Raw genomic sequence first — 23,156 nt, 5'->3', positions numbered from 1 at the left:
TTTTTTGTTAAAAGACTTCTTTTCGAAAAGGGATGGAAGGTTGAGCTCCCATTCGGGTGACCGCTATTCCAGAGGCCTTGTTGGCGGTTTGGATGGCCTTTTCCCAGTTCATTCCTTCTGCCAGAGCTACAGCCAAAGTGCCGTTGAAAACGTCTCCAGCAGCGGTGGTATCTACTGCCTTGACAGGATGAGTAGGGACTAAAAACTGCACTTTTGAGGAATGAAAATAGGCCCCTTTTTCTCCCAAAGTAACAATGATATTTTGGACCCCTTTTTCCAAAAACCAGTTCCCAATTTTTGAAAGAGCAGTTTCAATTTCCAAAGATATTCCGGTTAGCAGAGAAGCTTCAGTTTCGTTAGGTGTGATCAGGAAAAGGTTTTGGTAAATAGAATCCGGTAGGGTTTGCGCCGGAGCCGGATTAAGGATCAGTTTTTTTCCTGTTTTTTCCACGGATTTGCCGAGGCTGAGCAAGGTAGTCAGGGGAGTTTCAAGCTGGGAGAGGACTATATCCGCTTTTTTTAAGACATCATCCGCTTTTGATAAATCTTTCGGAAGAAGATTTCCGTTGGCACCGGGGACAACTACGATTTGGTTTTCACCTGCCTGATCTACCATAATCAGCGCCACTCCTGAGGAGGTGTTTTTATCTTCCAAAATCAATTCCGGAAATATCCCTTCCTGCTCCAGACTTTCTCGAGTCTGTTCACCAAAAAGATCCTTGCCCAACTTGGTCAAAAAACTAACCTGCCCACCCATTCGTGCGGCTGCCACTGCCTGATTGGCCCCTTTTCCTCCTTGGAAAAGGAAAAAATCTCCCCCGGTCAAGGTCTCTCCCGGCTTGGGAAATCGCGGGGTCTTGACGACCAAATCTGTATTGGAACTGCCGACGATCAGAATGTTTGCCATGTTTTTTCTTTGGTTAGGATACGTGTTCAGGCTAGTTTGGAATAAATGATTAAGCCCAAACCGCTCAGAAAACAGGCAAACATCAGGTAAAGTAAATAGCTTTTGGAGGGTGGAAGGCCTTTGAATTCCTTCCAGACAACTACTCCCCAAAAGGCTGCCACCATGGTAGCACCTTGGCCCAAGCCATAGGAAATGGCAGGGCCTGCTTTGTCTGCCGCAATGATGCTGAAAGACATCCCCACACACCAAATCACCCCACCCAAAATTCCCGTCCAATGGGTTTTGAATGTGCCTTTGCCATAGTCAGAATAGCTCACAGGTGTACCTACAAAGGGTCTCTTCATCAATAGCGTGTTGAAAAGGAAATTGCTCAATAAAATACCGAGGGAAAACACGAAAACGGCCGAGTAGGGACTTAATTTCCCCGGAATGGGTTGATTGAAATCCAAAAACATGGAGTCTGCCACGTATTTGTAGAAAAACCCCATCAATACTCCAGCTATCAAAGACAGGAGAAGTCCCTTGGTGGGGGGATTGGATCGGGCTTGGTTTAGGCTTCGGTAAGTCTTGGCATTAAGAATTATCGCAGCAGCTACCAAAGCTACTCCGGTAAATAGAATCCCAGGGTTGCCAATGGGATTTTCCAGATAGTTTACGACAACCCCAATGACGAGGGCGAGACCAATTCCTACCGGAAATGCTACAGCCATGCCGGAAATAGCAATGGCAGCTCCCAAAAGAATATTGGCTGCATTAAAAACAATGCCTCCCCAAAGTGCCGAAAAAAGAGCCCCTGAATCCCCTTGCATCAGGTCAGGGATAAAACCCCTCCCTCCTGTACCTATACTCCCAAGAGTCAGCCCGAAAACCAGGGCAAGCAAGACTATACCCAAAACATAGTCCCAATAAAACAATTCAAATCTCCAAGAGGACGAAGCCAGCTTTTGGGTGTTGGCCCAAGATCCCCAACAGACCATGGTAATCAGACTGAATAAAACCGCTGTAGTGTATGTCTCGATGATAAACATGGGGTGGCCAGGTCAAAGGGGTTGCGATAAGTGGAAAGATTAGGGAATAAAAAACTCCCACTTGTCTACACTAAATCTTGCGAATATTCTACAGTATACCAAGAGAATCAGGCTTTTGGAGACTCAAAAGATGAAATAATTTGACTAAGTCTTAGAAGAATCCTTACTTTTTTTCCGCTGGGACAAGGTGAACTCCTACCAGATCCCGTTTGAATTTGGGCAGTGTAGGGGTATGCAAAAGGCCTATCTCTTCATTTAACCCAAATTTTCTGCTTTGGTATAATGAAGACAACTTTGGAGGGCAAAGGTCAGTTGATTTCCTTATTCGAATCCTTAGCCTATGCGTACAATGCCAAAGACCCGTTTCTTTTTTCTTGTGTTGGTTTTTTCGGTGACGTGCATCCCGGTTTTTGCTCAATCGGATCGGTTGAGTTTCCAAATTATCGACCAATCCACCGGTCAACCTGTGCCTTTTGTACACATCAAAGCACTCAATCGAGAAAGTACGGGGACTACTTCTGATGTGCGGGGAGCATTTTCAGGACGCATTTTCAACGAGAAAGATGTTTTGGTTTTTTCCCATGTTGGCTATCAAAGAAGGGAAATCCCTTTTTCTCTCCTTCTGAAAAATCCAGTTGTCTATCTCGTCCAAGAAACGCAGGATATGCTACTTTTTGAATTTACGGCAGGTGAAAATCCGGCGCTGCCTCTAGTCCGAAAAGCCATTGGAAACAGGGAAAGGAATAATCCCGAAAAACTGGAATCCTATCGCTACGCCAGCTACAATAAAATGGTGGCAACGCTAGACGGACTTTCTGAAAACCCTGAGGTAGATGATGAATTGGCCAATTTTCTGGAGGGAGGCCATTTGTTTTTGTCGGAAAGCTACTCGGAAGTGAAGTTCAAAAGACCAAACAAAAGGAATGAAACCGTCAAGGCTTCCAAAATCTCAGGAATAGAAAATCCGATTTTTGCAGCCGTCTCCACTAGCTTTCAGCCGTTTTCGATCTACACTGACCACATCAAAATCCTTGAAATCCCCTTTGTAAACCCCATCTCGGAGGATGGAATGAGGAAATACGACTATTTCCTCGAGGATAGCCTTCAGACGGATTGGGGCAAGTCCTACCTGATCAGTTATCAGCCCAAAAGCGGAAAAACTTATCGCTTGGGCAAAGGCTTGGTTTATATCTCCTCCAGGCACTATGCCCTGGAGAATTTCCTGCTCAAGCCAGCCGAAGATATCGGGCAGATTAATTTTGAAATCCAACAAAAGAATAGTTTTGACGGAACTCATTGGTTTCCTGAGCAGATGAATAGCATTTACCTCTTTTCAGAGCTTGATTTTGAAGGAAGACAAGTCAAATTGATCAATCAGACCCTACTTACAGATATTGGAATCAATGACCTGGATCCAAAAGAAAAAATAAGTGCGATAGGAGTGACCTTTGATCTGAAAAGAGAGTACGACTGGAATCAGCTTCGGCTGGATTCCTTGAGCAGTCGGGAATATCTGACCTACGATAGGTTTGAAAGACTGGATCCCAAGGTCAAAAGAAGACTTAACAACGGAGCCAATCTATTGGCCTACCTGAGTACGGGCCGAGTCAAACTTGGTGTAGTGGACCTGATCCCCAATCGAATTTTCCGCTTCAATCAATACGAGCGGTTTGGTTTGGGATTGGGATTATCTAGTAACGAGACCCTTTCGAACCTGTTTCGGGTGGAGGGATATTTTCGCTATGGTTTTCAGGATCAGGCGTGGAAATATGGAGGCTCCCTCGGTGTTTTGCTGGATCCTGAAAAAGACATTCGACTCCAAGTAGGCTACAGCCAGGATATTGAAGAGCCCGGAAGGTCATTGCTACCCCGGGGTAAGTCATTCAGCACTTCAGGATCGGTTTATAGAAGTTTTCTTATGAGTAGGGTTGATGAGGTACAGCGTTATTTTTTCAGCTATGGTCATATGCCATTCAAAGGCTTTCGTTATAAGTTGATCGGATCGGTCGAAAACCGGATTTCTATTTTGGACTACACAGAAACAAGTCCTCCGGATGGGTTTTTTGTCGATTTTACAGCCACCGAAGCAGGGGTGGAATTGAATTACCTAGGAGGTGAATCAACGACCCGAATCGGAAACGATATCGTCTCCATGACCCTTTCGTATCCGGTGATTGGCCTGCGAATGACTAAGGCCGTTCCTTCCCTATTTGGAGGGGATTTGGACTTTTGGAATACTGAATTCAAATTTCAACATCAGTGGAGCACCGGAAATGCCTTGAATCAGGTTCATCTTACTGCCCATGGGATCTGGGGTTCCGACCTTCCGATTTCTTACCTGAATACAGGCTATGGGATTAAAGTCCAGCAGGGAGATCGATTTGATTTGCCTTTGGTTTTTCCGGGATTTTTACAGACCATGCGAGTTTATGAGTTTCTGGCGGACAGGAGTATTCACGTAAATTATTCTCATTTGACCGGGCCACTTTTCACCAAAAAACTCCAGGGATTAGCAATCGCCCCCCAGCTGAAGTTTCATCAGAGCTTTGCTATCGGCACCTTATCTGACCCAGAGCGGTATGATTTTGTCAGCTTTCAAACAATGGAAAGAGGTTTTTGGGAATCGGGTCTCGAACTGGCAAATCTGATCAAACTGAATTCAGGATTCAATGCCCAAGGTTGGGGATTTGGCCTCTTTTACCGCTATGGTCCGTATTCCTTGCCGGATTCCGGAGACAATCTTCGCTTTACCATATCCCTGACTGCGGCATTCTGATTCAACCTTTTCGGGATAGAGCAGGGTACTGGATTAGTAGGTTTCTGGCTATCTTATAGGATGAACCGATTTATCTTTGTAGCCCTATTGCTCTTGGGGTGTTTTTCATCTTTTGCGCAACAAACCCGACCCAATATTATTTTCATCCTAACCGATGATCAGCGCTGGGATGCATTGGGTTTTGCCGGGAATCCCATAATTCAAACTCCCGAAATGGATCGATTGGCAGCAGAGGGGATCTACTTCGAAAACGCCTTTGTTACTACCCCAATCTGTGCCGCGAGTCGGGCAAGTATCCTGACCGGACTCTACGAACGCACCCATGGCTACACGTTTGGGCAGGGAGATATCAAGCAGCCCTTTATGAATCAGTCCTATCCGATTGAGCTGAGAAAGGCAGGCTACCATATCGGGTTTTTTGGGAAATTTGGCGTGAATTATCCAGGCTTTTCGGAACTGTTTGATGAAGGAGAAGACTATGACCGAAATGGAAAATTTAAGGATCGAAGAGGGTATTTTTTCAAAACCATCCAAAAAGATACGGTTCATCTGACTCGGTATACTGGTCAGCAAGCCATTGATTTTATCAAGAATGCTCCCAGCGAAAAGCCCTTTATGCTTTCGCTCAGCTTTAGTGCACCTCACGCTCATGACCCTGCCGAATTGCAGTATTTCTGGTCTCCGGAATTTGACCTCTTGTATAATGATGTGGTTATTCCTGACCCAATCCTGGCCTCTGAGGACCAGTTTTTGGCCCAGCCGGAGTACGTTCGGAGTGGAGAAAATCGGACCCGCTGGCATTGGCGCTATGACACACCGGAAAAGTATCAGCATAGCGTCAAGGGTTACTACCGAATGATTTCCGAAGTAGATGCAGAAATCGGAAAGATTCGAAGAGTTTTGGCTGAAAAAGGGCTGGATAAGAATACTGTGATTATTCTCATGGGTGATAATGGATATTTTCTGGGCGAAAGGCAGCTGGCAGGAAAGTGGCTGATGTATGATAATTCTCTCCGAGTTCCTTTGATGGTTTTTGATCCGAGAAAAGAAGGAGGGATCCGCAGTCAGTCTTTTGCACTGAATATTGATGTTCCTGCGACCATTTTGGATTTGGCTGGAATTTCTACGCCCAAATCTTGGCAGGGATTATCTCTGACTTCTAAAGATTTGGCCAAGCGGAAGGAGTTTCTCACGGAACATCTTTGGCAGACGCCGATCATTGCACCGAGTGAAGCGATCCGGACGGAGCGATGGAAGTACTTCCGCTACATCAATGATCCGGATTGGGAAGAGCTGTATGATTTGGAAATGGATCCTTTGGAAAAAAACAATCTGGCAGAAAACCCCGCTCATCAGGCTACCCTGGTGCATCTCCGAAAGCAATTGGAAAATCAAATAGACCGGTACTTGAAGGATCGGAAAAAACTTTTACCTGAGGCAAAACCCTAGGCTATTTAAGGATTGCACCGGTCGCAGTACATGGGGTCTTCTTCTGTTTTTCCTTTGGGAAAGAGAATTCGCTCACGATGACCACATGCTGCACAGGTTTTGATCTCCGCCAAAATCGATCGGGTAGGGCTACCACACCAGCTGCAGGGAAGGCCTGAATCCAATTCCGTCACCCCGAATCCCGGAGTTTGGCAGGAAGGGCAAAGCGATAAGATTTTTTGAATCAGCTTTTCGCCCGCTTCACTTATTACCTGCATTCGGGTGGGGTTGAGGTGGGCCCGCATGTCGGTCTCCACATAGGCTTTTCCGTAGGTCTCGAGTAGGAATCGACTTTTCTGCTCTAATTCCTTCCAAGAGATGATTCCCTTGCTCATTCCTTCCAAACTTTCAGGACTTTTTCTTAAAATCAGTCCATGGCTGGGGAAATTTACTTGTTTCGCGAAGGTTTCCAGTTGCTCCCAAGTATCAAATTCTAGGCTGGAATAATTGGTTTCAGTGGACAGATGACGGATATGGATTTGCCAACCGTTTTTTCGGTCGGAAAAGACGAGCCATTCTTCATCAGCAGGCAAAAAGAACAAGGAAGGGTGGGCCCCAAATGAGCCTTCACTGGCTAAGGCCAAGTCTGCACCCAAAAGATCCATGGCCCAGTCGCACTTCTTTTTGGCTGTAGTCAGTGGGTCTTCCTCTCTCTCTTTTTCTCCAGAGAAAGTGCCCAATAAATCCGTGTCCAAACTTTCCGGGACAACTATTTTCACTCCCAGAGCCTTTTCAAACAATGGCCCTAAGACCTGCTCTTTTTGGTGCTTGGTAGCCAAAATCAGGGTGCGGCCGGCAAACATGAGAGGAGGTTTAGACCTTGGATTTTTCCAGTGCTTTTCCTGTTACACTTTCATCAAAGCTGCCCTGATCGAAGACTTGGTGACCATTGACCCAGGTTTTGAGCACTTGGCTGTGGAAAGTCGTGCCTTCCAAAGGAGACCAACCGCATTTGTAGAGGATATTGTCCTTGCTCACCGTCCAGGGGGAATCCAAATCCACTAAAGTCAAGTCTGCAAAATACCCTTCCCGGATATAACCTCTTCGGTCGATCTGATAGAGAATCGCGGGGTTATGGCACATTTTTTCCACGATCTTTTCCAGGGAGATTTTGCCTTGCTTATGGAATTCCAGTAGGCAAACCACCGAATGTTGGACCAAAGGAGCACCGGACATGGACTGGAAATAAGGTTTGAGTTTCTCCTCAATCGCATGAGGGGCATGGTCCGTGGTGATCAGATCGATTCGGTCATCCAAAAGGGCCTCCAACAAGCCATCTGCATCTTTTTGGGTTTTGATCGCGGGGTTCCATTTGATCAGGGTTCCTTTGGATTCATAGTCTTTGTCGGAAAACCATAAGTGATGAACCGAAACTTCGGTGGTGATCTTTTTCTCTTTGAGAGGGATGTCATTTCTGAAAAGAGAGGTCTCTTTGGCTGTGCTCAAGTGGAGGATGTGGAGTCGAGCTCCATGCTTCTCTGCCAGAGCTATCGCCCGCTCAGTAGCTTCATAGCAAGCTTGTTCACTGCGGATGATCGGATGGAATTTCACCGGGACATCGTACCCGTACTTTTCCCTGTATTCCTCCTCGTTTTTCTCTATGATTTCTTCTTTCTCTGAATGGATGGCCAAGATTCCTTTATGTGAGGAAAATATCCTTTCCAGCATATCGGGTCGGTCAGCGAGGATATTTCCTTTTCCTGAAAAATAAAGCCCATCGTCCGTGATAGCCAAGAGATCGGAAGTGTCCCACTGAAGGACTTCTTCCAGATTTTCTCCATTGATGCCAAGCAAGAAAGCATAATTAGCCAGGGATTTTTCTTCGGCAATCCGGTACTTCTCTGCCAGCAACTCCAAAGTAAGGGTATTGGGCCGGGTATTGGGCATATCGATAAAGGAGGTGACGCCACCTGCCACGGCAGCCCGGCTTTCTGACCGGAGGTCTGCTTTGTGGGTCAATCCCGGATCTCTGAAGTGTACCTGTCCGTCAATGGCTCCGGGAAGCAGGTATTTGCCTCTTCCATCCACGATGACTTCCGCTTCTTCGGCAGGGATTTGACCGATTTTTTTGATGAATTCGCCGGAAATAAGGACGTCGGCTACTTGGATTTTACCTTCGTTGACTATGTTGGCCTGCTGGATGAGGATGGTTTTGCTCATGAGTAGAAAGAGGATTGCTTGGGCCTACAAAGAAAAGACAGGATGCGTCCAAATCCTAAAACCAAATCAAGTAAGCTGGGGAAACCACTTTGGGGGATTTTTTCTTTTCAACTCTTTGTTTTGGGGTCATTTATCAAACTCTCCTCCCCCAGCCATCTTGGCCGAAAGATCGGGAAGTCCTTTTGCGGAGCTTGCATCTATTTTATGCATCACCCCTTTTGGGCCGATTTTGGGGCCAAAGCCGTCGTCTTTTTGGAAAAGTTCTTCCGGATTCCCGGATCTCTTTTTGCCTTTTTTGGGCTGGGAAACCGGGATGCCTTCTATCGGAACCTCTGATCCAATGGGCAGGATGGTTTTTTTGGTTTCAGCAGGGGAAGGATTGGATTTTCGCTTGGTCATGGGATTAGGGGATTTCGTGAAATGAGGCCGCAGATGGTCCATAATGGATGGTGAGTTCTTCGTGAGGACCAATGGCTCTTTTGGCTTTGAATACAATCAGACGGTTTTTGATTTGTCTGGAATAGCCACAATTAGGCTGGGAAGAGTGGTTATAAAGAGATCCAAAACCCAGAACCACAGCAAGGGATTTGTTTCTCTTATCCCATAGGAATACATACCGCTCCAGCAAGTGTCCTGACAGGCGATAGAGTTCTTCTTGTTCCCAGGGAATTATCGGACAGGATTCTACGATTTCTCCTTTTTTAAATGCCCTTCCGGCAAAAACTCCCCGGCCCTTGGGCCCTGCGTCAGCCACATAGAGGCGGGAGCTTTCGGTGATTTTTTGGAAAGGCGGTTTGATGACAAGGCTATCCATGAGATTAGCAATTAAAGAAAGAACCAGAATAAGTTAGGAAAAAGGTAGGCCATTCTCAATTAGCCGGATCAGGAAGGGAGAACGATTATTTGTACTTTTCCAATTCTAAACTCCCAACCATGACCAAAAGATTTCTATTTGGACTTTTCCTCCTGAAATGGATAAGCCTCCCGCTTGTTGCACAGCAAGATTCCCTTGTCTACCAATCGGAAACTCTTCAAATCAGGCAAGTCAGTCCAAGTGTGTTTGTTCATGTCAGCTATTTGGAAACGCAGGATTTTGGAAAAGTAGGCTGCAACGGGATGGTAGTGATAGATCATGGGGAAGCATTGGTTTTTGATACGCCGACAAGTGACCAAGTCAGTGAGGAGCTAATCGGATGGTTGGTGGAGAAAAAAATAGAGGTAAATGGGGTTTTGGCTACCCACTTTCACGACGATTGCTTGGGTGGATTGGATGCTTTTCACGTTCGGGGAATCCCTTCTTTTGCTTCTGATCGGACGATTGATTTGGCACAAAAAGCAGGTGAATCAGTGCCTCAAAATGGCTTTGGGGATGAGTTGAGTCAGCGGGTGGGTGATTTGGAAGTAGTATCCCGGTTTTTCGGAGAAGGTCATACCCGGGACAATGTGGTTTCCTTTGTCCTGTCAGATCGGGTGCTTTTTGGAGGCTGTCTGATCAAGGCTTTGGGTGCATCCGAAGGCTTTTTGGGAGATGCCAATGTGGGGACTTGGTCGGAGACGGTAAGCCGCGTGAAAGTGGGATTTCCAGAGATAAAGCTGGTAATTCCAGGGCATGGAGAAGCAGGAGGAAAGGACTTGTTGGAGTATACCATTCAGCTTTTTGGGACAAAATAAAGCTGCCTACCTATTTCTATCGGAAAAATAAAAGGATCAACTTGAGGATTCCGGTTGCTTGAAAAAGCCTCAAAATACATTTTTGCCAGATTTGGTCCCCATTGGATTTACTTCTTCTTTTCCAATTCCTTAATCTTTCCTTTTACCATTGTTGGGACGATGAATTGATGAAACGGCCTTACAGGTAGAAAATACAGTTTGCCCAACCAATTGTTGAAAATTTCCGTGAAGGAAACGACTAGGCGATTTTCTGTGGCATCTTGAGTTTTTGGATCTAAAAATAGAGAAACTCTGAAGTTGAGGTGTCGGTCATCTTATCCAAGGATCTACTCATTTTCTGCACCTTGTTTTCGTAAAACTGATTCAGTTTTTGGTAATCCACCAAGGTGTATTTTTTACGGTTGTCCCACTCCAGGTACTCCAAGTTGAGCTGATTGTAAACGACCAAAAAGCCCCTCTCAATTTAGAGGGATTCTATTTTGAAGAGAGAAAAAGAGTGTCAATGCAATTTTGACCGGGAATTCCTGCTTTGGTGAAGGTTTTCCCGATGTATTTCAAATCATGGTATAGAATATTGTGTTCACAAACAAAGTTAGCCCCTTTCAAAAATTCCAAAAAGTCTTCGGTGCTGCTTCGATAAAAGGTATGGTTATGGGAAGAAATAGCTCCTGGGTAAATGATTTTTTGGCTTTTGGACTCGATTTATGTATCCAAAAAAACTGGAAGACTCAATTTGGAAAAGCGTTAATCATGGATTGCGTTCTCGATATTGCTTCACCCCTTCAATCTGATGTGGAAGAAAGGGTAAAATCAGATGCTAGCAAGAATAAACAAGCCCGAAGTTACTTTTCCGGGCTTTGAATGGGTGGTTTTTTTAGAAATAAAATGAAGAACTGACGATTCCATACCAGTCCTCTCTGACGAGTTGGTTGGTGCTGTTTCGAAATACTGCGTCTTTATGGGTGCCGTATTTGCCCTCGATCCTGAAAGTGACCAAGTTCAGGGGAAGGTATTCCAAGGTCAGCGTGACCGCCTGATTCTGCCAACCGCTGGGTGAGTCCGTTTTTAACTCCGGAATCAAGCTTTTGGGATCGTAAATGCGCTCGTATCTTCCTGCTACTCCCAGCTTTTCGCCCAATCCATACCGGACGGAGAATGCCGGTGCGATCATTTTGTTCCAGCCGGTAGATTGATCTCCTTGTTTTTGCTCAATCATAGCGTCCAGCACGGGTAAGATCATCAGTCGATTGCTGAGCCAGATTCGGAAGTAGATATTTTGATAGTGCCTAAATAGGGGCTGAGGAGCACTTAGCGGTTGCTCATTGGCAAACATCAGGTTCCAGTTGCCCACAATTTTCCCGGGTTTGTTCAAGGTCCAGGCCAGAGCAAAGGCCTTGGTGGCATTGGTTTCTTTGATCACTTGCCAGCCATTGAGCAGCATGGCGGAGAAGGTGTGGTGTTCGTCGGCCTTGTAATGCAGTCGGACTCCGGCTTCATAGTCAGGGGTAAAGTCAGCAATGTAGGCTCGGGTGGCATGAAGATTCTCCTTATTGAGGACGATCTCAGCCCCAAAATAGGAAGGGAAAATCCCGATTTCCAGGGCCCATTTGGGATGCAGATGGTAGTACAAGGAAAGCTCACGGATGATGCGGGTGGAAGGAATCTCTTCCAGATAAAGTGCATCTACGATATGCCCGGTATGGAAAGCCAACTTAAACTTTAACTTGTCCTTTAACTCGTATTGCCCCTGAACAAACCCGTAGGAAAGGGAAAACTGATTGGCATACAAGGGATAACTGGTGAAATCTCTGCGTCCGAAATCGGTAACCGTTTCGTCAGCAATCGGATCAAAATAGGTATGGGTCTTTTGAGGGCCAAAAACATAGCCAAAATCCCCATATAGGTTGAAAGTCAGGTTTCCTTTTGACAATGGGATTTGAATGAGGGGGGGCTCTTCTTTGGTGTTTTGGGAAAGCGTGTCAGGAGTGGAATAGGTTTGTGATAGCACAGGTTGCCCAGACAATAGCATACCTGCCATCATGGAAATTAGGTAATTTTTCATAGGGAAAGAAAGTAAACAGGATGGATGGCCTTTTGGAAAAGGCAAGAAGGGTATGGAAAAAGCCTGTTTAAATTATCAGAACCCGATTGAGTAAAAAAATCCTGGGCCTGGGTAGATATTCCGTTAGGGTACTAGGTGCGCAGAAAGTAGAAAAATCCAAAAGCAAACCGAATCCCGGAAATCCTGTTCCGATTTGCATCAACGAGAGGTATTCCTCTGGAGATTTTTCCTGTCGTCTGCCTAAATTGGAATAGGAAACTGAGGGATGGAGCGGAAGAAGGTCGCCTTGGAAATGATCGGAAACCTGCAGATGAGCAGGTCCCTTATCGTATTGGACTTGGATGTTCTTCCGCAGAGAAGGGCAAAGCTCCTTTGCAAAGAAGAGTAGGGTGAATAGGCCAAGCAGGCAAAGGAGGAATTTCCTGTTCATCGATCCAAAATCCCGATAAAGCTAGAGAAAAAACCAGCATCTTATCCTAGTGATTTGGAGATTAATTTTTTGGAGAGAAATTCCCGCTCTTCCCCTTCTTACCACTGGTCGAATTCTTTTCCGAGAACTTTTTTTGAAAATGCCATCCGATTATCCACAATCCTACCTTGATGGAAGATTCACCGCGGAAATATTCTTAAATATCGTCCACTGCCCTCGGTCTATTGTCCTCCATATTCCTATCAGAACTTCAATAATTGAGAAAGAAAGAGGATTTTCATAAAAAACATCAAGCTACAAGTTGTGACTAAGCCTATCCTCCAAAAAAGCATGTCTTTCTGAATCCTTTAAGAGGAAAGCCATTTTCCAATCGGTCCTTGGTGATGTACTCTTTAGGCCAAGGCAAGAAACGTGGAGTGTACAGCTATTTATATCCTCTTCAGGTTATTAGAGGACAAGCTGAAAAGCTTTTGTTTTTCACAAGGCGTGTATTCATCCAAAACAAGAAAGAGGGATTAAAAATTGATCCCCACTTGAAGGTTTAAGGTCGGAAATGGAGCGTTCGCTTCTGTCTCCGGTCCGAGATTGGACACTGCATTGTATCCCATTCCGGCCTGAGGCATCAAATAGAAGTTGTGCGTGGATCTTTTGATGATATCGAATTTATACCCTACATAAAACTCAGTGGTCAATGCAAATCCTTCGTAATCCTGCCCGTCAATTTTGTTCCTCTTTTCGCTGGCGAGGGAGGGGTAAAGTGCTAATTCCGCATGCCAGCCTTTCCAGAAGTAATGCCTGTAGCCTAGGTTAATTCCAAATTCGGAGAATTCTTCTGCGTTTTCGTCCTCATCCGTGCCGGGTCTCCACAAAAGCCCAAAAGTCAAATCACCGTGGGAATTTTCCTTGGTCCAAAGTGTACGGGTAGCCCTTAAGGTGTAAATCTCCACCCCAGGTACGTAGGGCCAGACTACATTGTATTCTATACCCCATCTCAGCACTTTGAGTTCAGAAGTGGTTTGAGCATTGGCTTCAAAGCCCAAAATGCAAGTTAGGCTCATTCCGAGCGCGAGGATTACCTTTTTCATAATTTTGTATTTTTAGTTGGTAAAATTGGATAGAATGGGAAGGAATACATAGCTGACAGGATTGGGATTCATACCCTGCTTTACTTGGTTGAAATCGGAGTGCGAGGACAGGAGAGATATCTTAATTCCGAGTTGAGTTTGAAGCCTAGAAAAGGCGAAACTTTGCTTAGAATCTGGAGAAAATATACCGTCAAACGCCTGGAGGATAAGGAATTCGTTCATGGCTGTATCGGCTAATGTTCGATACAAAACTATCCCGCCCGGAAGCCCCGGACATTCACCTAGGTTAAGAAAGGAGTGGGATTGAAAAATTACTCGTGCTTAGCAGACTGGGAAAGCTGCCTTCGAATCCGGCTGAGGGATTGTGGCCTGATATTGAGGTAAGAGGCAATGTAATGTTGGGGTATTCGCTCAAAAATCTTAGGTCTCTCCTTCATCAGGTTTAAGTATCTCTGCTCTGCTGAGAGCGTAGTTAGGTTTTTGGTTCGGTGCCGGATACCCAAGTAGGCATTTTCGGCCATGATCCTTCCAAATTTTTCAAATTTGGGCACCAGTCGGTATAGTTGGGCCAAGTTGTCTCTTTCCAGGCAAAGCAGTTCGGTTGCTTCCAGTGCATCTACAAAATTTTCGGCAAAACTACCCGTCAAAAAGCTTTCATAATCGGTAAACCAGCCATTTTCAAAAAAAAATTGAGCAGTTTTTTCTTCCCCTTCGACGAGATAATAGTATCGGATACAACCTTTGTTGATGAAGTAAATGTTTCTACAGTCCTGACCTATTCGGAGCAATATTTCCTTTTTTGCTAAGTGTTTGCTGGTCAGGAAATTTTGAAAAATTTCAAATTCGTCCTCATTTAGGTCGATAAACCTGGCCAAGGACCGTTGAATTTGCGCATACATTCTGTCGATTCTTTAGGTCTGGGTTTTGTCTCGAGCTGGAAGGTCTGCCATTTCTTTGGTGTTGATTCTCATCTTTCCTCAATTCTAATTTAAAATACTCTCATTCCCTTACTTCTCCAAGCTTGGGTTTCTCAGCAATGGATTATTCCCAGCCTTTTCCTATTTTCCCTTCATCAAACTCAATATCCTATGAAATCTCTTTTTCGTCTACTTCCGGTCGCCTTGATTTTGGCTTGTCAACCAAAGGTCGAGAATCAGACCAAAAGCCCTGCTGCTCCGGCCAAACCCCGGACCATCGTCACCACGGACGGAGAGATTGACGATGTGGACTCCTTTATCCGCATGCTGCTCTATGCCAATGAATTTCAAATCGAGGGCTTGATTTACTCCTCTTCTATGTGGCACTATGCGGGAGATGGGAAAGGAACCCTTTTTACCTCCGAAATGGAAATGACCAAAAACATGTACGGAGCCAAGACAGATCTCCGCTGGCCGGGAGTGGAGTGGATGAATCCGCTACTGGATGCCTATGAGGCCGTTTATCCCAAACTTAGCCAACATGCCGAAGGATTTCCGACGGCAGAGTACCTCCGCTCAGTAGTCCGAGTGGGGAATATTGACTTTGAAGGGGAAATGGATAAGGACACGCCTGGTTCGGACTTTATCAAAGAAAAGCTTCTGGATGAAACTACCCAGCCGATCTATCTGCAAGCTTGGGGTGGAACCAACACCATCGCCCGGGCGCTGAAGTCCATTGAAGATGAATTTAAGGATACTCCAGAGTGGGAATCCATTTATCAGAAGGTTGTGGATAAGGGAATTATCTATGCGATTCTGGATCAGGATGCCACCTACCGAAAGTATGTAGCTCCCAACTGGCCAGATTTGAAGATTTATTACAATTCCAGCCAGTTTTGGTGCTTTGCCTATGCTTGGAAAAGAGCCGTGCCGGAGTCTCAGCATTACCTGTTTGAGGGGAAGTTTATGGGGGAAGAGATCATCAACAACCATGGCCCACTGCTCAAGCAATATTACAGCTATGGGGATGGACAGGTGCAGGAAGGAGATGACGAGCATATCCACGGAGATCCGACCCGCCTGGAAAATGCCCAATGGGGAACTTTTGGGGTGTATGACTTTATCTCCGAGGGGGATTCTCCAGCTTATTTGCACCTGATCGATGTGGGACTGGATAATTTGGATCATCCCGAATGGGGAGGCTGGGGAGGTCGCCTTGTGCAAAGCACGGAGCAAGCTAACCGATGGGAAGATGGGGCAAGTGTCTTGGATTACAGTCCTTTCAAGGATACCCTAGATGCGACTTATCCTCAGGTCCGTTGGTTAGAGACCATACAGCTGGATTTTGCGGCCAGGGCTGACTGGTGCGTGATGGACTATTCTGATGCCAATCACCCTCCGGTTGTAAAGGCTGTGGGTTCTGATCGGCGTTTTGCTAAACCTGGAGAAACCTTTACTCTGGCTGTTGAAAGCAGTGATCCGGATGGGGACTCATTGGAAACCCGCTTCTGGATCTATCAGGAATCCGGGACTTATTCAGGTCAAGCAACTCTCCTTGCTGAAGGCAATCAGGTGGAGGTGAATTTGGATGCACACTCCACGGGCCAGCTCCATGTCATTGCAGAAGTGAAAGACAATGGAGTGCATCCGATGACGAGGTATGTGCGGTATGTGATTGACGTAAAAGGTTAACCGCCAAGTTCGCAAAGATTAAAAAGAGAACGCAAAGTAGGATTTTCCTCAGGGTGGGAGTGATCAATAGAAAGTCCAAGTTTCCAGTTCTTTCTACTGAGACTGACCACGCTTTCCTTTATACGCTTTCTGATTTCTCAAACTGCCTTAGGAGCCTGATCACTGCTTATTTTTTTACTGATCCGCCATCAGGAATTGGCTGGCCACCAAAGAGGGCCCACAGCGATCAATAAGACCAAAACGTTGAACAGGACATTGGAAGGATTGCCTGAAAGATAGGAACCGGAGCTATCCAGAATAAACCAGGAAAGAGTGCCAAAAAGCACTGATTTGCGGACCCCTTCTGCAGCCAGAGGATAGACCCATTTTTGCAGACACCAAATGGTGACTCCCCAACCCAAAAGAAATCCTCCGGTGAGTGCGGATAGGAATCGGGTGGTGGGCTCTGCGTAAGTTTGGACCCCATCCAAGGGCCAACTCAAAAAGTCCAACGCCCAGCGGGCGGGCTCGGAAGTGGAAGCCATGCTACCCAAGAAGAAGACAGGGCCAAAGGCCGCAATGACAAGGGCTGTGATTTTAAGGTAGTTTCTTTGAAAATCTGGGGTGTTCCAGTGAGTCATGGTAGTATCTTTATTTTCTCCCTAGTTAGGTTGGGGAGAAAGATTTTTTTAGACGACACCGTACAACTCAGACCAAAGCCAAAGAAATTTTTCTCAACTGTTCAAAAAAACCTCGAAGCCAGACTTCATTCAGATTTTTTGCATTCGCCTGCAGGAAAAAATTTTCCATGGCCAGATCAAAAACCCCGGCGAGTTGTTTTTGTGTCAGGGGTAGGTTCAAATCACGAATCCAAAGCATCAATAATTCTTCTCCGATAAATTCATTGGCTTTTTGAATGGTGGAGGCAAAGTCCTTTCTGTTTTGTTGGAATTTCAGCTGCCGATGAAAGAGCAGGTCAAGTTGATGCTCAAGTAGAATCTCAATTAGCTCCGGATCGATGGATTGCGCTTTTTTTTCTTTTTCTGCCATCACTTTGGCCTGATTCAAGTGGTGGTCAAGCAAGGCTTCTGTAAAGACCTCCAGGTCTGCGAAGTGATGGTAAAATGAGGATTTGCTGATTCCGACCTCTTGGGCCAAGGGTTCTACTTTCAAGGCTTGGAACCCCGACTCTGCAACTAGTTGGTAGCCTATACTCAGCCATTTGGTTTTGCTCATGTTGAAGAGTTTTTGGGGAAAATGGATGGCAGACGTGTTTTGTTCAAAAGGAGATGAGAATATCAGTCTCCCTTGCCCAGCCTGGAGACGGCCTTGTCAAATAAAAAAAGGAAACTCTCCCGATCCAAATCAAAAAAACTTAAGTCCAAATCTTCCCCATCCTCTCCAGAATCACTGGATAAGCCTGTACTTCTTTTTCGCCCTCTTATTCGCTCCGTCAGCTGGTAATTTCTGTCAAAAATAAAAACGTCAAATGTCACTGCGGTTTTGACCAGGTGATTGGTCATCATGCTGGGATAGGGTGGGTCCACAGTCAATAGAAAGAGGAGATATAGGTCAGCAGGTTGATTTTGTGCCAGCATTTGATCCGCCGACCCCATGGCTTTGTAGTATTTCTTTTTTCGTCTGGAAAAAATAAAAGGGGCAGGTTGGGCAGAGGAGATGGATTGCAGATTGAGTATTTCTTGGACTTTGCTTTCCATAACCGTAAAGAGAGAATCAGAATCAAGATCAAATCTTGAAATCATACCCTGCCCTCCTCCATTAGGATAGACAAAAAATACCGACTCCAAGACTCGCGCACTCAGGTCTTGAGCCTTCATCGATCCTATACTGAAAAACAGAAACAGAAAAATCGCCGAAATAGCTGTCCTTTTCATGGTGAAAACAAAAGTGCCCTGCTCAAAAATAGATGAACTTCAGCTTGTTCGATTCGCAAAAAAAGTCAGAATGCGATTTGGAATTAGTGAATCTTGAATCCTGTATTCCACCTGGATCAAGGAAATGCAAAGGCTGCCTAATCCATCATTCCTTTCCCTGCCATGATCTTCGGAATGCTTTTTTCGATCCGGCTGAGTCGGGTAGCGGATTGTTTGGCCCCGCTGAAGTGGATCAGATAGCCCCGCTGACGTCCGGGAGTCAGTGCAAAAAAGGCCTTTTCCAAGCCCTCGTGTTCTTCAAATTTTTGAGTGAGTTCCTTGGGGATTTCTTGGGCAGATGGCTCGGGTTTTTCCGGCTTTTTACCGGACTTCTCGATTTCGATGGCTTGGAGGATATAGGTTTTGAGTTCCTTTTCGAGCTTTTCTGCCTGTTTCAGCTCCGTAAATCGAATGATTCTTCCCTCATGGGAATTGGGACCCGGTAAGTCCAAGATTCCTTTTGGATCCTGCATCAAACTTCCCTTCAGAAAACTCAGGACGCAAGAATCATTAAAAACACCCAGCATGATTACATTTTTTCTATGAAGCGTGTAGGTGGGCACTCCCCATTTCCGCTCTTCGTTCAGTTCGGTTTCCAATAAAAGTTGCCGCAGAAATTCCAGTATTTCAGTCCATCGATGAACTTTACAGGAGGGTGTTGCTCCTTTTGGGCAACGCATGCAGCCTTCGAGGAGAAACAGGTCGACTTGGGGGTTCATGGGGTTAAAGGTTGAGAGGTTCGATGTTCAGGGTTCAAAGTTCATCCACTTGTCGATTAATGGGAAATTTTGAACTTCGAACTTCGAACTATTTTCCAATAACTCAATAACCAAACACGCTCTTATTCCTCCCGAAACTCCAAAATATCACCCGGCTGACAGTCTAGGGCCTGGCAAATGGCCTCCAGTGTACTGAAGCGGATGGCTTTGGCTTTGCCCGTTTTGAGGATGGACAGATTGGAAAGTGTAATATCTACTTTTTCGGAAAGCTCGTTGAGGGACATTTTCCGCTTAGCCATCATCACGTCCAAGTTGACAATTATGGGCATAGCTTAGATGGTTAGGTCGTTTTCAGCCTTCAATTCCAGCCCTTTTTTGAATACTTGCGCAATTACAAAAATTATGGATCCCATCAACAAGTAGGCGTAATTGTCATTCCACCTACTCTGAAGTTCATTGAGATCCATTCCATTTGTTACCAGTATTTCCGAATAGCGAAATGTGATGATGCCTAGTATCCCAATGGCCAGGATCATGTAACTTATCCGTGAAATCAGCGTCGCGATTTCGGGACTAAAGGGCTTGACAAGATTGAGTGTACTGAAAATTTTTATGGTGGAATAAAATGCAAAAGCTTTCATCAAGCTGATGGCTAAAGTGAAGCTAAATAAAATCGCAACATGGACATTGTCCAGTTTAAATAGCTGGGAAATATCCTTTCCTATCATCCAGTCTTTAGCCCCTTCAGAATCGAATAGGTGGTAAAAAAACAAGATGAGTAAATAGGCTGAAGTGGCGCACATCGCGCAGAATATCAGAGTGGAAATCACGTCAATGACCCAGAGAAGGGTATTTGTGGTTTTTTTCATGATGAAATAGTTAGACAGTCAATTCATTCTCAGCCTGCAATTCAAGCCCTTTTTTGAAAATCTGAGCAATCACGAATACTACCGCAGCCATCATCAGGAAGGCTGAATAATCGTCCCATTGTTGATTGGCATTGGCGACCGGAAAGCCCTTTTTGGCCAGTTCATCGGAAACTCCCTGAGCGATCGCTCCTAGGATGCCCGCAGCAAAGATGTAGTAGCTGATCTTGGAGATCAGAAGGGACATTTCCTGACTAAAGGGCTTGTGCAGATTTAGGTATTGAAAAATCAGGGTGATCAGATAGAAGGTATATGCCTTCAATCCATTTACTCCAATCGCCAAACCAAATAGGATCCCAAAATAGAGTTCACTTTGGGTGAAGAGTTCGCGAAGATCCAAAATCAAGTACTGATTTTCCGGTGGAAAAACCCGGAATTGCATGAAAGCATAGTTGAAGATCAAGGCTCCTGTTTGATAGCAGAGGGCTATGAAAATGATCCAGGAGATCACGTGGAGAAACTTGATGACGAGGTCGGTTTTTGAGGACATGTTGGTAGCAGGTTACACAGTCAATTCACTTTCTTCCTGGATTTCAACTCCCCGCTTGAAGATCTGACTGACCGCCACCAGAATCGCTGCCATAAGGAGGAATTCATAAGCTCCTCCCATCAAGGAATAGACTTGATCGAGTTCGTACCCCTTTTTTGCCAGCCATTTGAAGGAGGCCGAGGCAAAAATTATCCCGATTCCAATCTGAAATGCGGTGTAGCTGACTGCTGAAATAAGCTTGGAAATCTCCTGGCTGAATGGATGCACCAGATTGATTTTCAAGAATATCCTGATGATCTGGTAAAAAAGATAGGCTTTCAATCCGATGATAAACAGCACCATCGAAATTACCCCTCCATAATACCAAGGATTGGCCTCTTTCAGGGAATAGAGATTCAATCCGTCAAATAGATTTTGAGCTACGATAGGATTAAACCAGCTGTAGATAAAGGTAAAAAGCAGGGCTCCTGCCTGAATGCATAGTCCGATAAAGATGGACCAAATGACCACGGTAATGAGCATCAGCGAAGGCTGATTGACCCATTTTTCTTTCCATTGTTCTGTTAGAGTTTTCATAGTGTTGAAATTGACTTTCCAAAAGTCAGTAAAAATTTATTGAAAAACAATAAATAAGTATTGAAAAAAAATATTTTAGAATAAAATGATTTTTCCCCCAGACCTGAGAAAAGGAAGTCTCATGCATATTGCGGGTTTAATTGGGTTGAATAAATTGGAAAAATGAGTATCCTCAATCTTGCACGTAGCCAAAGGATTTAAAGGTTCGTTGCTAGATTTTGGCAAATTCCCCCTTCTAAAGGGGGCTAGGGGGATTTAATTCTTTGAAATAAGTTCAAATTCCTAAATGCGTGTAGCATTCAGAATAGTCATAATTGGAAGTCATTAAGTGGTTTATATCCTCAAAAATGGGGGACTTAATTGATCGGGTCTTTGATAAATCGGTAACAACCCTTTTTACTTGAGAAGACTAGCCAAGAACTCGGATGCGGTAAAAGTCGGAAGTGCTGAGTTTTTAAAGTCCGCTTTGTTTCTCGTTAAAATGAGGTCGCAATTGGACTGAAGTGCGCAGAAATATTGGACTGCATCTTCAAAATCGCTGAAAAATGAAAAAAGACTCTTGTCTATTGTTTCCTGATTAGCTTCTGCCACTTGGCAAAGAATGGAGAACTTTTGAAGCTTGAGTAGGGCTGACTCTTTGGATTCAAATTTTGATAAAACATATTCAATTGTAGTGAAAGAAATAGGGGAGGTAAATAAGGAAATCTCCTTCCGGTCAGCCAAGGATACGATTTTGGCGATTGGCTCATAAAAGGGATGTCTTTCAGCCAGTAGATCTAAAATGATATTGGTGTCCAAAAAGATTTTCCTCATCGGTATTTTTCCTCCAGATAATCTCGGTAATCCTTCTTGTAATCATAATCTGCAGGAATCGTATTTCCATCAGTAAGACTTTTCACAAACGGAGTAATGGAGATTTCGTCTTTTTCTGTGGATTTGGAGGTGAGTGAGTTTAGATAGTTTTCTACCAATTTTGAAAGGCTCACCTGCTGATCGGATGCATAGGCTTTTGCCTTTTCGATAACACTTTTATCCAGTTTAAGAGTGAGCTTGGTATCCATGATTTTTTAATTGTACGTGTAAATATATAATTTTTTGGACGTACAAAATCGTATTATTTTGGTAAATCTTTTGAATACAAAGACTTATCTCTGAAAAAACACCGCCAACCCATCTTTCCCGGCCACTGCGATGTCCAGCTTTCCATCTCGGTTGAGATCTTTCACTTCGAAGTAAATCCCCGAACCTTTCCCTTCGCCAAATGGACCGTAGCTTATGACGTTTTTCACAAAGGATTTTCCGTCCCACTTGAAATAATACAGTCCCACTTCATCTTTTCCTCCGGGATCTTTTCCGTTGTGTGCCCGGTAGCGCTTGCCTGTGATCAGTTCATTTTGACCATCTCCGTCCAGATCCACCCATTCCAAGGTATGGTACTGGGAGTGGTAGGGGTCAATATCGTGTTTTATAAAGTCAATTCGGCCTTCCCGCTCGATCTGCTCCATCCAAAACAAGCCGTAGTCGTGGCCATTGCCTAGAATCAGGTCGTTTTTTCCGTCGCCATTCAAATCCGTCACGATGATCGGGATACTTAAATCTTGGAATCCATCCATGGGGTGAAAAACCCATTCTCCATAGCGTAAATCCGCAGGGGCTTCATACCAGCCCATGGAGCTGATCAAATCTCCCCATCCGTCTCCGTTGATATCCCCGAAGCCCAGTCCATGGCCTTGGGTCTCGAAGACCTCATATTTTTCAAACTGATTTGGTCCTACCCACTTGTAAAAAACCAAGGGCTTTCTAGGCGTATTGGGGACGATCTCCAAGGTACCATCACCGTCCAAATCCCAAGCCCGGATGGTTTCAATATTCCCGGTTTCAGCAATTAGGTGTTCCTTCCATTCTCCGTTTTTGCCGGGATTTTCTTTCCAGATCAGTTTTCCTTCAAACCAGCCTCCGGTGATAAAATCCATATTTCCATCTCCGTTCACATCCATGGGGATCGTGGCAAAATCCTCATAGTATTCCCCAAAGCGTTTGACCTGACCAATCAGCTGTCGATCCAAAAATTCAGGGCCTTTGTACCAGTAGCTTCCCGATACCAAATCCAAGTGCCCATCTTTGTCCACATCTAGGATGCCTACAGACTCATAGCTTTCGTAGGCGATCAATTGCTTTTCGAAGCGGAGATTTTTGGTCTGGGAAAAGGAAAGAAAAGGAAGTGTTAAGGTCAGTAGGGATAGAAGGGCTTTCATTGACGATTTACGATTTTAGATTTACGACCGAAATAGGAACCTCAAATCTGTATTTTAATTG

The 23,156-nt window shown here is 44.9% G+C and carries 27 protein-coding genes and 1 pseudogene; 5 read left to right on the top strand and 23 right to left on the bottom strand.

Features of this window, described 5'->3' with window-relative positions:
• Nucleotides 1-7: 7 nt before the first annotated feature.
• Nucleotides 8-907, bottom strand: a complete 900-nt coding sequence (gene rbsK, locus AAA943_RS14550; protein WP_338224996.1) for a ribokinase — start codon at nucleotides 905-907, stop codon at nucleotides 8-10.
• Between the two features lie 26 nt (nucleotides 908-933).
• The gene (locus tag AAA943_RS14545) at nucleotides 934-1,935 is read right to left on the bottom strand and encodes a GRP family sugar transporter (RefSeq protein WP_338224995.1); all 1,002 of its coding nucleotides are present in this window, start codon (nucleotides 1,933-1,935) and stop codon (nucleotides 934-936) included.
• A gap of 340 nt (nucleotides 1,936-2,275) precedes the next feature.
• Here AAA943_RS14545 and AAA943_RS14540 point away from each other — a divergent pair, with 340 nt between their 5' ends.
• Entirely contained in the window at nucleotides 2,276-4,711 is a 2,436-nt protein-coding gene (locus AAA943_RS14540; protein ID WP_338224994.1) for a DUF5686 family protein, read from the top strand.
• A gap of 60 nt (nucleotides 4,712-4,771) precedes the next feature.
• On the top strand, nucleotides 4,772-6,160 hold the full coding sequence (locus AAA943_RS14535) for a sulfatase family protein (protein ID WP_338224993.1): 1,389 nt from the start codon (nucleotides 4,772-4,774) through the stop codon (nucleotides 6,158-6,160).
• A 5-nt stretch (nucleotides 6,161-6,165) separates the two neighbouring features.
• Here the strand turns inward: AAA943_RS14535 and AAA943_RS14530 are convergent, their stop codons facing one another.
• From AAA943_RS14530 to AAA943_RS14515, 4 genes are all read right to left on the bottom strand, one after another.
• Nucleotides 6,166-7,002, bottom strand: coding sequence for a DUF6671 family protein (locus tag AAA943_RS14530; protein WP_338224992.1), 837 nt, complete (start codon nucleotides 7,000-7,002; stop codon nucleotides 6,166-6,168).
• Nucleotides 7,003-7,012: 10 nt separating this feature from the next.
• Nucleotides 7,013-8,359 carry a dihydroorotase gene (locus AAA943_RS14525; RefSeq protein ID WP_338224991.1) on the bottom strand — a complete coding sequence of 449 codons (1,347 nt, stop codon included), beginning with the start codon at nucleotides 8,357-8,359 and terminating at the stop codon, nucleotides 7,013-7,015.
• Between the two features lie 126 nt (nucleotides 8,360-8,485).
• Nucleotides 8,486-8,758, bottom strand: a complete 273-nt coding sequence (locus tag AAA943_RS14520) for a hypothetical protein (RefSeq protein ID WP_338224990.1) — start codon at nucleotides 8,756-8,758, stop codon at nucleotides 8,486-8,488.
• A 4-nt stretch (nucleotides 8,759-8,762) separates the two neighbouring features.
• Complete coding sequence (locus tag AAA943_RS14515) at nucleotides 8,763-9,173, bottom strand: SET domain-containing protein (RefSeq protein WP_338224989.1); 411 nt, start codon at nucleotides 9,171-9,173, stop codon at nucleotides 8,763-8,765.
• Between the two features lie 119 nt (nucleotides 9,174-9,292).
• Here AAA943_RS14515 and bla point away from each other — a divergent pair, with 119 nt between their 5' ends.
• A complete protein-coding gene (bla, locus tag AAA943_RS14510) occupies nucleotides 9,293-10,030 on the top strand; it encodes a subclass B1 metallo-beta-lactamase (RefSeq protein ID WP_338224988.1) in 738 nt (245 codons plus the stop codon).
• A 107-nt stretch (nucleotides 10,031-10,137) separates the two neighbouring features.
• Here the strand turns inward: bla and AAA943_RS21910 are convergent.
• Nucleotides 10,138-10,284 (bottom strand): annotated as a pseudogene (locus AAA943_RS21910) (DUF2867 domain-containing protein); the annotation flags it as partial.
• Nucleotides 10,285-10,304: 20 nt separating this feature from the next.
• Nucleotides 10,305-10,454 (bottom strand): hypothetical protein, encoded by a 150-nt coding sequence (locus tag AAA943_RS14505; RefSeq protein WP_338224987.1) that lies wholly within the window; start codon nucleotides 10,452-10,454, stop codon nucleotides 10,305-10,307.
• A gap of 152 nt (nucleotides 10,455-10,606) precedes the next feature.
• Here AAA943_RS14505 and AAA943_RS14500 point away from each other — a divergent pair, with 152 nt between their 5' ends.
• Nucleotides 10,607-10,891: a hypothetical protein gene (locus AAA943_RS14500; RefSeq protein ID WP_338224985.1), complete on the top strand. Its 285-nt coding sequence runs from the start codon at nucleotides 10,607-10,609 to the stop codon at nucleotides 10,889-10,891.
• Between the two features lie 13 nt (nucleotides 10,892-10,904).
• Here the strand turns inward: AAA943_RS14500 and AAA943_RS14495 are convergent, their stop codons facing one another.
• The 4 genes from AAA943_RS14495 to AAA943_RS14480 form a co-directional block, all read right to left on the bottom strand.
• Entirely contained in the window at nucleotides 10,905-12,092 is a 1,188-nt protein-coding gene (locus AAA943_RS14495; RefSeq protein ID WP_338224984.1) for a porin, read from the bottom strand.
• A gap of 67 nt (nucleotides 12,093-12,159) precedes the next feature.
• Nucleotides 12,160-12,522, bottom strand: a complete 363-nt coding sequence (locus tag AAA943_RS14490) for a hypothetical protein (protein WP_338224983.1) — start codon at nucleotides 12,520-12,522, stop codon at nucleotides 12,160-12,162.
• A gap of 515 nt (nucleotides 12,523-13,037) precedes the next feature.
• The gene (locus AAA943_RS14485) at nucleotides 13,038-13,607 is read right to left on the bottom strand and encodes a hypothetical protein (RefSeq protein ID WP_338224982.1); all 570 of its coding nucleotides are present in this window, start codon (nucleotides 13,605-13,607) and stop codon (nucleotides 13,038-13,040) included.
• 311 nt (nucleotides 13,608-13,918) lie between these two features.
• The gene (locus AAA943_RS14480) at nucleotides 13,919-14,506 is read right to left on the bottom strand and encodes a Crp/Fnr family transcriptional regulator (RefSeq protein ID WP_338224981.1); all 588 of its coding nucleotides are present in this window, start codon (nucleotides 14,504-14,506) and stop codon (nucleotides 13,919-13,921) included.
• 189 nt (nucleotides 14,507-14,695) lie between these two features.
• Here AAA943_RS14480 and AAA943_RS14475 point away from each other — a divergent pair, with 189 nt between their 5' ends.
• Complete coding sequence (locus AAA943_RS14475; RefSeq protein ID WP_338224980.1) at nucleotides 14,696-16,216, top strand: DUF1593 domain-containing protein; 1,521 nt, start codon at nucleotides 14,696-14,698, stop codon at nucleotides 16,214-16,216.
• 188 nt (nucleotides 16,217-16,404) lie between these two features.
• Here the strand turns inward: AAA943_RS14475 and AAA943_RS14470 are convergent, their stop codons facing one another.
• The 11 genes from AAA943_RS14470 to AAA943_RS14420 all read right to left on the bottom strand — a co-directional run bounded on the left by AAA943_RS14470 (nucleotide 16,405) and on the right by AAA943_RS14420 (nucleotide 23,095).
• Nucleotides 16,405-16,836 carry a hypothetical protein gene (locus tag AAA943_RS14470; protein WP_338224979.1) on the bottom strand — a complete coding sequence of 144 codons (432 nt, stop codon included), beginning with the start codon at nucleotides 16,834-16,836 and terminating at the stop codon, nucleotides 16,405-16,407.
• A gap of 67 nt (nucleotides 16,837-16,903) precedes the next feature.
• On the bottom strand, nucleotides 16,904-17,431 hold the full coding sequence (locus AAA943_RS14465) for a TetR/AcrR family transcriptional regulator (protein WP_338224978.1): 528 nt from the start codon (nucleotides 17,429-17,431) through the stop codon (nucleotides 16,904-16,906).
• A 62-nt stretch (nucleotides 17,432-17,493) separates the two neighbouring features.
• The gene (locus AAA943_RS14460) at nucleotides 17,494-18,090 is read right to left on the bottom strand and encodes a hypothetical protein (protein WP_338224977.1); all 597 of its coding nucleotides are present in this window, start codon (nucleotides 18,088-18,090) and stop codon (nucleotides 17,494-17,496) included.
• A gap of 137 nt (nucleotides 18,091-18,227) precedes the next feature.
• Nucleotides 18,228-18,848 carry a YdeI/OmpD-associated family protein gene (locus AAA943_RS14455; protein WP_338224976.1) on the bottom strand — a complete coding sequence of 207 codons (621 nt, stop codon included), beginning with the start codon at nucleotides 18,846-18,848 and terminating at the stop codon, nucleotides 18,228-18,230.
• A gap of 122 nt (nucleotides 18,849-18,970) precedes the next feature.
• Nucleotides 18,971-19,177 (bottom strand): helix-turn-helix domain-containing protein, encoded by a 207-nt coding sequence (locus AAA943_RS14450; protein ID WP_338224975.1) that lies wholly within the window; start codon nucleotides 19,175-19,177, stop codon nucleotides 18,971-18,973.
• Between the two features lie 3 nt (nucleotides 19,178-19,180).
• Complete coding sequence (locus AAA943_RS14445) at nucleotides 19,181-19,717, bottom strand: DUF2975 domain-containing protein (protein ID WP_338224974.1); 537 nt, start codon at nucleotides 19,715-19,717, stop codon at nucleotides 19,181-19,183.
• Nucleotides 19,718-19,727: 10 nt separating this feature from the next.
• Nucleotides 19,728-20,264, bottom strand: a complete 537-nt coding sequence (locus AAA943_RS14440; RefSeq protein ID WP_338224973.1) for a DUF2975 domain-containing protein — start codon at nucleotides 20,262-20,264, stop codon at nucleotides 19,728-19,730.
• Nucleotides 20,265-20,276: 12 nt separating this feature from the next.
• Nucleotides 20,277-20,840 (bottom strand): DUF2975 domain-containing protein, encoded by a 564-nt coding sequence (locus tag AAA943_RS14435; protein ID WP_338224972.1) that lies wholly within the window; start codon nucleotides 20,838-20,840, stop codon nucleotides 20,277-20,279.
• A gap of 396 nt (nucleotides 20,841-21,236) precedes the next feature.
• Nucleotides 21,237-21,653: a type II toxin-antitoxin system VapC family toxin gene (locus AAA943_RS14430; RefSeq protein ID WP_338224971.1), complete on the bottom strand. Its 417-nt coding sequence runs from the start codon at nucleotides 21,651-21,653 to the stop codon at nucleotides 21,237-21,239.
• The gene (locus AAA943_RS14425) at nucleotides 21,650-21,901 is read right to left on the bottom strand and encodes a DUF6364 family protein (protein ID WP_338224970.1); all 252 of its coding nucleotides are present in this window, start codon (nucleotides 21,899-21,901) and stop codon (nucleotides 21,650-21,652) included. The genes AAA943_RS14430 and AAA943_RS14425 overlap by 4 nt, the downstream gene beginning before the upstream one ends.
• Before the next feature lie 84 nt (nucleotides 21,902-21,985).
• On the bottom strand, nucleotides 21,986-23,095 hold the full coding sequence (locus AAA943_RS14420; protein WP_338224969.1) for an FG-GAP repeat domain-containing protein: 1,110 nt from the start codon (nucleotides 23,093-23,095) through the stop codon (nucleotides 21,986-21,988).
• Between the last annotated feature and the right edge of the window lie 61 nt (nucleotides 23,096-23,156).

Source organism: Algoriphagus confluentis, assembly GCF_036245625.1.
Lineage (GTDB): Bacteria > Bacteroidota > Bacteroidia > Cytophagales > Cyclobacteriaceae > Algoriphagus > Algoriphagus confluentis.
The sequence above is the reverse complement of the archived record's forward strand: the minus strand, read 5'-3'. Positions and strand labels throughout refer to the sequence as shown.

Bases quoted from the DNA above. Each gene is read 5' to 3' on its own strand.
- rbsK (WP_338224996.1), bottom strand. From the start codon at position 907: ATGGCAAACATTCTGATCGTCGGCAGTTCCAATACAGATTTGGTCGTC.
- AAA943_RS14545 (WP_338224995.1), bottom strand. From the start codon at position 1,935: ATGTTTATCATCGAGACATACACTACAGCGGTTTTATTCAGTCTGATT.
- AAA943_RS14540 (WP_338224994.1), top strand. From the start codon at position 2,276: ATGCGTACAATGCCAAAGACCCGTTTCTTTTTTCTTGTGTTGGTTTTT.
- AAA943_RS14535 (WP_338224993.1), top strand. From the start codon at position 4,772: ATGAACCGATTTATCTTTGTAGCCCTATTGCTCTTGGGGTGTTTTTCA.
- AAA943_RS14530 (WP_338224992.1), bottom strand. From the start codon at position 7,002: ATGTTTGCCGGCCGCACCCTGATTTTGGCTACCAAGCACCAAAAAGAG.
- AAA943_RS14525 (WP_338224991.1), bottom strand. From the start codon at position 8,359: ATGAGCAAAACCATCCTCATCCAGCAGGCCAACATAGTCAACGAAGGT.
- AAA943_RS14520 (WP_338224990.1), bottom strand. From the start codon at position 8,758: ATGACCAAGCGAAAATCCAATCCTTCCCCTGCTGAAACCAAAAAAACC.
- AAA943_RS14515 (WP_338224989.1), bottom strand. From the start codon at position 9,173: ATGGATAGCCTTGTCATCAAACCGCCTTTCCAAAAAATCACCGAAAGC.
- bla (WP_338224988.1), top strand. From the start codon at position 9,293: ATGACCAAAAGATTTCTATTTGGACTTTTCCTCCTGAAATGGATAAGC.
- AAA943_RS14495 (WP_338224984.1), bottom strand. From the start codon at position 12,092: ATGAAAAATTACCTAATTTCCATGATGGCAGGTATGCTATTGTCTGGG.
- AAA943_RS14490 (WP_338224983.1), bottom strand. From the start codon at position 12,522: ATGAACAGGAAATTCCTCCTTTGCCTGCTTGGCCTATTCACCCTACTC.
- AAA943_RS14485 (WP_338224982.1), bottom strand. From the start codon at position 13,607: ATGAAAAAGGTAATCCTCGCGCTCGGAATGAGCCTAACTTGCATTTTG.
- AAA943_RS14480 (WP_338224981.1), bottom strand. From the start codon at position 14,506: ATGTATGCGCAAATTCAACGGTCCTTGGCCAGGTTTATCGACCTAAAT.
- AAA943_RS14475 (WP_338224980.1), top strand. From the start codon at position 14,696: ATGAAATCTCTTTTTCGTCTACTTCCGGTCGCCTTGATTTTGGCTTGT.
- AAA943_RS14470 (WP_338224979.1), bottom strand. From the start codon at position 16,836: ATGACTCACTGGAACACCCCAGATTTTCAAAGAAACTACCTTAAAATC.
- AAA943_RS14465 (WP_338224978.1), bottom strand. From the start codon at position 17,431: ATGAGCAAAACCAAATGGCTGAGTATAGGCTACCAACTAGTTGCAGAG.
- AAA943_RS14460 (WP_338224977.1), bottom strand. From the start codon at position 18,090: ATGAAAAGGACAGCTATTTCGGCGATTTTTCTGTTTCTGTTTTTCAGT.
- AAA943_RS14455 (WP_338224976.1), bottom strand. From the start codon at position 18,848: ATGAACCCCCAAGTCGACCTGTTTCTCCTCGAAGGCTGCATGCGTTGC.
- AAA943_RS14450 (WP_338224975.1), bottom strand. From the start codon at position 19,177: ATGCCCATAATTGTCAACTTGGACGTGATGATGGCTAAGCGGAAAATG.
- AAA943_RS14445 (WP_338224974.1), bottom strand. From the start codon at position 19,717: ATGAAAAAAACCACAAATACCCTTCTCTGGGTCATTGACGTGATTTCC.
- AAA943_RS14440 (WP_338224973.1), bottom strand. From the start codon at position 20,264: ATGTCCTCAAAAACCGACCTCGTCATCAAGTTTCTCCACGTGATCTCC.
- AAA943_RS14435 (WP_338224972.1), bottom strand. From the start codon at position 20,840: ATGAAAACTCTAACAGAACAATGGAAAGAAAAATGGGTCAATCAGCCT.
- AAA943_RS14430 (WP_338224971.1), bottom strand. From the start codon at position 21,653: ATGAGGAAAATCTTTTTGGACACCAATATCATTTTAGATCTACTGGCT.
- AAA943_RS14425 (WP_338224970.1), bottom strand. From the start codon at position 21,901: ATGGATACCAAGCTCACTCTTAAACTGGATAAAAGTGTTATCGAAAAG.
- AAA943_RS14420 (WP_338224969.1), bottom strand. From the start codon at position 23,095: ATGAAAGCCCTTCTATCCCTACTGACCTTAACACTTCCTTTTCTTTCC.